General features: G+C 62.6%; 2 protein-coding genes. Both read right to left on the bottom strand.

Features of this window, described 5'->3' with window-relative positions:
* Positions 1-925, bottom strand: a 925-nt coding sequence (locus WCA85_RS17175; RefSeq protein WP_424065862.1) for a hypothetical protein, incomplete at its 3' end; no start/stop codon positions are given.
* 3 nt (positions 926-928) lie between these two features.
* Positions 929-1,699 (bottom strand): hypothetical protein, encoded by a 771-nt coding sequence (locus WCA85_RS17180; RefSeq protein ID WP_424065863.1) that lies wholly within the window; start codon positions 1,697-1,699, stop codon positions 929-931.
* Positions 1,700-2,026 lie beyond the last annotated feature (327 nt).

The following is a 2,026-nucleotide window of genomic DNA, read 5'->3' on the forward strand; positions in this document are numbered from 1 at the left end:
CACCGACAGTGCCGGGTAGCAGGGCCAGCACCACGCCGAGAAGAATTGTCACTGACGTCGAGACCAGAGCGATTCGGGCCAGGGAGCTCCACGTCTGCGCCGGTGGCATGATGAGGCGTTTGCTCTCTGCGATCACCCCAGATTGAATCGCACTCACCACGATGGCCGCGGGTGCCAGCAATGCCGTGGCGCCGCGCAGTGCGGCGGTGGCCCCGGGACTCAAAACGACGGCGATGAAGAGCAGCACCGCGAACGCTGTCGTTTGCTGGAGGCCGGAGTCGATGCCGTATCGTGCTCGATCCCTCCAGTCCTTGGCAATCCAAGCGGGGCACTGTCTCGGCCGCGGGGCGACGCGAACAGAAACCAGCATGCCGACGAACGCGAAAACGGTAAGGGCGATCCATCCACCGATGAGGTGACTGGTGGTTGCCACCGGCAAGTGCAGCGATGCCGCCACCAACAACGCCGCCGAACCGGCAAAAAACACGCCGTCCCAACGGGTCGCAACGTGGGGACGGCCTTCGGCGATGACCACTTGTCCCAGAACATCTTTCACAAGCACAAACGGTGTCGCAACAATGATCAATATTGCCGGCAGACGGATTGCTGACCCCTGAATCGCCCACATGACGCTCGCTACGATGGGACTGATCAGCAGGGCGCTGGCGAACGCGAGCGAGCCCTCCCGCCGAATGTCAGATCGGGCGCGTCCCGCCATCAACAGCAGCGGTGTGCCCAACGCACCGCGAAGGACGCCGGTGGCCGCGGCGAGCAGCGTCAAAAGGACCGCGATCTGACCGAAATTCTGGGCAACGGTCACCACGGCGATGGCACAGATGAACAGGGCGTTGCTGAGACCGTAAAAGACTCGGTGGGCGCCGCTCGAGACGGCGCGGACCTTGCTCATCGAGGAACCTTCGGTCATGGCTCAGTCCCTGTGGCCCGTGGCCCAGATCTCATCGAAAGCGCCGATCGAGTCGGTGGCTCCGTGGTTCGAGAAGAGCTCGAACGTGGCGAAACTGCCCTGCCACTCCGAAAAGCGCGGATCTGTCAGGATTCTGTGAGTCCCGGGCAAATCCACGGTGACTTGAGCGCCGTCGATGGTCAGGTGTGCCTCGTAGACAGTCTGTCCGTCTTCGCGCAGTGGTTGCGGAAGACTATCGGCCGCGACCACGTCCTGTGGTGTGTTGTCACCCCGCGCGACACTGATGTACCAGTTGATCGGTGTCACCACGAAGTGAATCGGCACCGACCCGGTTACCGGCGGAAAGCTTTTCTTGATGCCTCGCGACACCGTAAGGACGATTGCGCCAGGCGTACCGGATCCGGGCCGGAAGACAAACCGCGCACCCATACCCCCTACCGACGAACCGAGGTCGGGCGAACTGAAGAACGCGGCGGCGGTCCCTTGCGTAGTGGGTTGGTAGCTCAACCTACCGTGCTGAATTCTGAGGTGGTCGCCTCGGTCGTCGGGACTAACCAGCATGGTCGCAGGCTGGCCGCCGTCGAAATGGTCCGGCGCCGGCCCGTCGGGCATAGCGGTGAAGTCTGCTTGGACCCGAATGCCCTGAGCGCCCATCGGCGCGTTCTGACGCAGAAAACCCCACCAAAGTGCTGCTCCCACAATGACTGCCAGCATCAGGGCGAAGACAATTTGCACCACCGTGCCGTCTCGGCGGCCGGTTTTGAGCGTTGTCATTCAGACCCCCCTTCGGGAGTCTGGGTGTAAATCTGTTGCAATCCGTAACGACTCTGACAATGCCGAAGTCGGATCACCACGTGCAGAACTTTCATGCGACAGCATTCTTGACAGCGCTGCGCGGGCTCTCTCGCGCCGCGCAGAGATTTTCTGCAGTGAACGCCCTTCGCAGAGCGTTTCGCACGGTGTCGGGATCCACCAACGCCGCTGCAAAAGTTGCCGTCGCCTCAACTGACCCGTTTCCGGCAACGCGCACCGCGATCGACAGGTGCGAGGAACTGCCCGGCGGAAGCGACACCGCGGTTTCGGCGTCCGCCGGTCTGGTCC

The sequence above is a fragment of the Paraburkholderia sp. genome (genome assembly GCF_049581445.1).
Taxonomy (GTDB): domain Bacteria; phylum Pseudomonadota; class Gammaproteobacteria; order Burkholderiales; family Burkholderiaceae; genus Paraburkholderia.

Bases quoted from the DNA above. Each gene is read 5' to 3' on its own strand.
- WCA85_RS17180 (WP_424065863.1), bottom strand. From the start codon at position 1,699: ATGACAACGCTCAAAACCGGCCGCCGAGACGGCACGGTGGTGCAAATT.